7 protein-coding genes are annotated in these 5484 nt (G+C 62.3%); 6 read left to right on the top strand and 1 reads right to left on the bottom strand.

What is annotated here, in order from left to right; genetic code table 11:
- Window positions 1–113 precede the first annotated feature (113 nt).
- On the top strand, window positions 114–902 hold the full coding sequence (locus tag EN906_RS21390; RefSeq protein ID WP_164749433.1) for a FadR/GntR family transcriptional regulator: 789 nt from the start codon (window positions 114–116) through the stop codon (window positions 900–902).
- A 42-nt stretch (window positions 903–944) separates the two neighbouring features.
- Here EN906_RS21390 and EN906_RS21385 read toward each other — a convergent pair whose 3' ends face one another.
- On the bottom strand, window positions 945–1208 hold the full coding sequence (locus tag EN906_RS21385; protein ID WP_127268817.1) for a hypothetical protein: 264 nt from the start codon (window positions 1206–1208) through the stop codon (window positions 945–947).
- Here EN906_RS21385 and EN906_RS21380 point away from each other — a divergent pair.
- From EN906_RS21380 to EN906_RS21360, 5 genes are all read left to right on the top strand, one after another.
- Window positions 1192–1902 (top strand): SDR family oxidoreductase, encoded by a 711-nt coding sequence (locus EN906_RS21380; protein ID WP_127268816.1) that lies wholly within the window; start codon window positions 1192–1194, stop codon window positions 1900–1902. The genes EN906_RS21385 and EN906_RS21380 overlap by 17 nt on opposite strands.
- A gap of 11 nt (window positions 1903–1913) precedes the next feature.
- A complete protein-coding gene (locus tag EN906_RS21375) occupies window positions 1914–2663 on the top strand; it encodes an SDR family oxidoreductase (RefSeq protein WP_127271850.1) in 750 nt (249 codons plus the stop codon).
- A gap of 95 nt (window positions 2664–2758) precedes the next feature.
- Window positions 2759–3709, top strand: a complete 951-nt coding sequence (locus tag EN906_RS21370; protein WP_023810154.1) for a LysR substrate-binding domain-containing protein — start codon at window positions 2759–2761, stop codon at window positions 3707–3709.
- Between the two features lie 87 nt (window positions 3710–3796).
- Window positions 3797–4831, top strand: a complete 1035-nt coding sequence (locus tag EN906_RS21365) for an amino acid ABC transporter substrate-binding protein (RefSeq protein ID WP_127267661.1) — start codon at window positions 3797–3799, stop codon at window positions 4829–4831.
- An 82-nt stretch (window positions 4832–4913) separates the two neighbouring features.
- A partial coding sequence (locus EN906_RS21360; RefSeq protein ID WP_164777275.1) for an ABC transporter permease subunit occupies window positions 4914–5484 on the top strand: 571 nt, incomplete at its 3' end.

Genomic DNA, 5484 nt, shown 5'->3' with positions numbered 1-5484 from the left:
GGCGAAGGACGGATGGCGAAGCCCGGAATGCTGGTCGAGCTGATCGTCACCGCGGCGGTTTGAATGGTCCTGCCGGTTCGGGCATCATCCCGAATCTGGCGAGAGGGAGACTGATGACGAAGCGCAAGCCGCTTTCCACCGTCGTGGCGGAGAGCCTGTCCGAGAAGATCCGCTCCGGACAGCTGCTGCCCGGCGCGCAATTGCCGACTGAGGCGGAGCTTTGCGCCGAGTACGATGTCAGCCGCACCGTGGTGCGGGAAGCTGTGGCGCGACTGCGTTCCGAAGGCCTGGTGGTGCCGCAGCAGGGGCGCGGCATGTTCGTCAGCGAGACGCCGGCGCCGCGCAACTTCTCGATACCGGACGAAGCGCTCAGGACCTTGCCGGAAACCATTGCGCTGCTCGAGCTGAGGTTGAGCGTCGAGGTGGAGTCGGCGGGATTGTGCGCGGAACGGCGCACCGATGCGGAAGCCAGCGCGATCCGCACCTTGATGGAACAGGTCGACGCCCAGCAGGCCGATCCCGCCGTCGTCCAGATCCACTACGACTATGATTTCCACCTGGCGATCGCCAAGGCGGCACGAAATGAATTCATCCACGGTTTCCTAAGCTATCTCGGGCCGATGATCGTGCCGCGCTTCCAGCTCGGCTATCTGGTCACGCCCGAACTCAAGGACAGCTATTACGCGCGCATACACAGCGAACATAAGACAATCGTCGACGCCATCGAAAGGCAGGATGGCCGCGCCGCCCGCCAGGCCATGCGCAAGCACCTGCACAACAGTCTCGGGCGGGTGCGCGCCCTGGCCCGAGCCTCTGGCGTGGAGGCAATCGAAGCCGAGCAGAAGGCGGCGGCGGCCTCACTTTTCACCGACATGAAAAGGCCTGCCTCGACAGGCGGATGAGGCCTCGCGAATTCGATCGCATCGGCGCGCCTGAGCTGAAAATTAGACATCCGTTGCGAAAGCCGTGTTTTTTGTTCCGTCACCGGCTGCGCGGGTTTCCCAAGGGCTGAAGGCGCCAGCTTGCCAGCGTTTCCCTGGGTTTTCGGCTGCTGCGGTTATCCGAACACCCCAAGGGATTTTGGAGGCATCCGAAATTTTCGAAAGTTTATCTTTCCTTTTTGCTGGTTTTCTTGGTTTCGCGGCATCGGCCCGGGCCGCAAACTGAAAACAGACAATCAGGAAAGCCCACGTGACGACAGCCTTCATCACCGGTGCGACGAGCGGCATAGGGCGGGCCATAGCGATCGCGCTGAGCGACGCCGGCTACGACGTCTATGCGGTCGGGCGCAGCCAGGCCGCGCTCAAGGAGCTGCAGGCACAGCGGCCCGGCATCGTGCCGATTGCCGTCGACGTCACCGACCGCGAGGCCCTGGAAGCGGCCCTGGCGGATCTCACCATCGACGTGCTGATCAACAATGCCGGGGTCATGCCGCCGCTCGGCAACTTCGCCGATATGGAGATCGCTGACATCGACACCACGCTCGAGGTGAACCTCAGCGCGGCAATCCTGCTCACGCGCCTCGTCGTCCCGCAAATGCGCGAGCGGCAGTCCGGGCATGTATTGTTCACCGGCTCCACAGCGGGCCACGCGGCATACTCCAACATTGCCGTCTATTCAGCGACCAAGGCGGCGATATCAGGCTTTGCAGCAGCGCTGCGCGCCGACCTCTCCCCATCGGGCGTACGCGTCACCGAGATCGTTGCCGGCCGTGTCGAGACGCAGCTCTACCAGGACATCCTCGACGCCAACGCGCGCGCAGCCATGTACGCCAGCAAAGTGGTGCAGCCGGATGACGTGGCCAGGATGGTCGTCGCTGTGCTTGGGCTCCCCGCGTGGGCCGACGTTACCCGTTTCGACATCATGCCGACTTGGCCAACCTCGCCAAGCGGTACCAAGTAAGGAAAACTGGGATGAAAGATCTTTCCGTTCTGATCGTTGGCGGTGGTGCCGGCCTCGGTGCCCTCTTAGCCGAGATGGCTGTCGAGGCCGGAGCGGCAAAGATCGGCATCATCGACATCAACCAGGAAGCCGCCGAGTCCGCGCTGGCGACCGCGAAGGCCAGCGGACTGCCTACCGCGACCGCCCTTTGCGACATCCAGGTAGGCCCACAGTGCCACGCCGCATTCGAGGCGATCGTTTCGAAACTCGGGCGCGTCGACACGCTGATCAATTGTGCCGCGATCTACCCTCGCCGCCCGCTCCTCGAAATCACCGACGCCGACTGGGATGCCTCCAACGGCATCAACATCAAGGGCACCTACCACATGATGGTGGCGGCGGTTCGCCACATGCAATCGCAGGAGCCGAAGAGCCACGTCCGCGGCCGGATCGTGAACCTGACCTCGGTCGACGCCTTCAAGGCGCATCCGCAGAACGCTCACTATGCGGCGACCAAGGCCGCCGTCGTCAGCCTTACCCGATCCTTTGCCCATCACGTGGCGAAGGACGGCATTCTGGTGAATTCGGTGGCGCCGGCCGGCATGGCGACGGAGAAGGCGAAAGCGCTCGGCTTCCTGGAGGAACTGGCCAAGGCGAGCCCGCTCGGCCGCGGTGCCGAGCCAAAGGAGATTGCCGAATGGGTGCTGATGACGGGCAGCCCCAAGAACACTTACATGACCGGTGAAAACGTAATTGTTTCAGGTGGTTACATATACGCCTAAGTCTCTTTCGCCGCGGGCGACTGAACTCTGGCAGTGCATGACCGAGGCAGTGCATGACCGACCGGGCCACAAGCAGGGAAAGGAACGGAATTTCGATGACCGGCAAGCTGCGCCTTCCCTCGCTGAATGCTCTGCGCGTGTTCCACGCGGTCGCGCAGCACAAGAGCTTTCGGCAGGCGGCGGATGAATTGCTGGTCACGCCGCAGGCCGTCGGACAGCAGATCAAGCTTCTGGAGGATACGCTCCAGGTAACGCTGTTCGAGCGTAAGGGCCGGTCGATCGAACTGACCGAGTCGGCCATTCTTCTGTCGCACTATGTCAAAGCCGGCTTCAACGAGTTTGCCGAAGGCGTTCGCCGCGTCACCAAGTCGAACTATCGGGACCGCATCAACCTGAATGCGAGCCCATACTTCGCCACGCATTATCTCCTGCCGCGGCTTTCGTTGTTCCGGGAAATCTTGCCGGGCGCGGACCTGCGCCTGACGACCATGGTCGACCTGCCCGATTTCGGGCGCGACGATATCGATATGACGGTCCAGTGGGGCTACGGCAACTGGTCCGACTATGAAACCACGTTGCTGGTGCCGGATCCGAAGATCATCTGCTGCACGCCGGCGATCGGCGAAAGGATCAAGTCGGCGCATGATCTGACACAGTTCACGTTGCTCGACACCGTCAAGTCGAAGCGTCTGTGGCCGGACATATTGCGCCACCTTGGCGTGGAACTGACGGATGGCGACCGCAGCATCAGCTTCGACGACGCCGCGACCATGCGCCGGGCGACCTTGCAAGGCATAGGTGTGGGCTTGGTTTCCGTCATCGATGCCGAGGAAGATTTCCGGGCGGGCACGCTGGTCGCGCCGATCGGCCGCGACGCCATTGCCGACATGAAGCCGGAGGAAGTCCCGGGCTTCTATCTTGTCGTCCCACGCGGACATCTGCGCGTGAAGGCGGTCGCGGCACTTCACCGATGGCTGGCTCAGCAGGATTGGCGCGGCGACCTCACGATTTCCTCGTTACCGAAACCGGCCCCGCTTTCCGACTAGAAGCGGCTTCGAGACCGAGGCCTGAAAGACGCCTTTCGGGCCTCCAACAACAAGAAACCAAACAACCTCAAACAGTGGAGACGGAACATGAAAATGATGAAATGGGGGGCTTCGGCCCTGGCCCTTGGCCTCGTGCATTTTGCGGCGCCGGCGGAAGCCGCCGGCGGCAAGACGCTCGAAACCGTCAAGGCACGCGGCATGCTGAACTGCACCGGCCATGACGGCTCCTATCTCGGCTTCGCCGAGGTGGACGACAAGGGCAACTGGAAGGGCATGGACATCGACCTCTGCAAGGCGGTGGCCGCGGCCGTGTTCGGCGACCCTGCGAAGCTGAAAGTCGTTCCTATCAGCTGGGCCCAGCGCTGGCCGGCCCTGCAGTCCGGCGATGTCGACATCATCGTCAAGGCCTCGGGCGGCACGCTCAGCCGCGACACCGAACTTGGGCTGCAGTTCTCCATGTCCTACTATCTCGGGACCACCAAGGTGATGGCGCACAAGGAGCTGAACCTCAAGTCGCTCAAGGATGCCGCAGGCGGCACGATCTGCATTCCCGCCGGCACCTCGCAGGAACAGCAGGTCGCTGCCTATACTGCCAAGCTCGGCATCAAGCTCGAACCGGTGCTCATCGAGAAGACCGAGGAGCTCGAGCAGGCCTATTTCTCGGGACGCTGCGATCTTTATGCGCAGTGGGGTCCGACACTGGCCATTGCGCGCATCGCCAAGAGCAAGGTCGACGACCATGTCATCCTGCCCGACGTGCTCGCCGTCGAGCCTGAAGTCATGATCATGCGGCAAGGCGACGACAACTGGGTCGACATCGCCAACTGGACGCTGAGCACGCTGATCTTTGCCGAGCAGGAAGGCATCACCTCGAAGAACGTCGACGAGATAAAGGCCAAGCCGACTTCACCGCAGGTCGCCAAATTCCTCGGCGTCACGCCAGGCATGGGCAAGGGTCTCGGGCTCTCCGACGACTGGGCCTACAAGGTGATCAAGAACGTCGGCAACTACGGCGAAATCTTCGATCGCGATCTCGGCAAGGACTCGCCCTACAAGATGGATCGCGAACTGACCAATTTGTGGAACAATGGCGGTGTCCTGTTCCCGCTGGTTGTTGATTGATCCGTTCTGAACGCATCCCGCTCCAGGTCCCGCCCGGCTCCCGCCGGGCGGGACCGCGCGGCAATTCGGGAAGGATTTCTGAATGGTCAGCCTGCTGAGAAATCAAAAAGTCCGCAACGCACTGTTGCAGATCCTGTATGTCGGCTCGATCGCCGCGATGGTGCTTGCCGGCATTGTGATCGCCAGACAGAACCTGGCGGCGCAGGGGATCACCTCCGGATTCGACTTCCTGTTCAAGTCGACGGGCTGGGACCTGAACTTCTCGCTGCTGCCCGCCACGGCCAACGACCCTTATTGGTGGTACTTCCTCATCGGGATCATCAATACGCTGTTTCTGGGAACCGTCGGCCTGACGCTGGCGACGATCGTCGGAACGATCGTCGGCCTGGCGCGGACATCCTCGAACGAATTGGCCCGGCTGCTCGGCCGCACCTATGTGGACATCTTCCGAAACATCCCGCTGATCCTCCAGGTTTTTTTCTGGTATGCCGTCATCACCCATCTGCCGACGCCGCGCGCCGCGCATGAGGGATGGGGCTTTCTCCTCACCAGCCGGGGGCTTTACATCCCGTTCCCCAATATCAGCAGCGCCGCGCTCGCTGCGGCGACATTGGCTGTGATTGCCGCCATCGCGCTGCCGATCTGGCTGGGCA

It is taken from the genome of Mesorhizobium sp. M7A.F.Ca.CA.004.06.1.1 (genome assembly GCF_003999135.1).
Classification (GTDB): Bacteria; Pseudomonadota; Alphaproteobacteria; order Rhizobiales; family Rhizobiaceae; genus Mesorhizobium.
The sequence above is the reverse complement of the archived record's forward strand: the minus strand, read 5'-3'. Positions and strand labels throughout refer to the sequence as shown.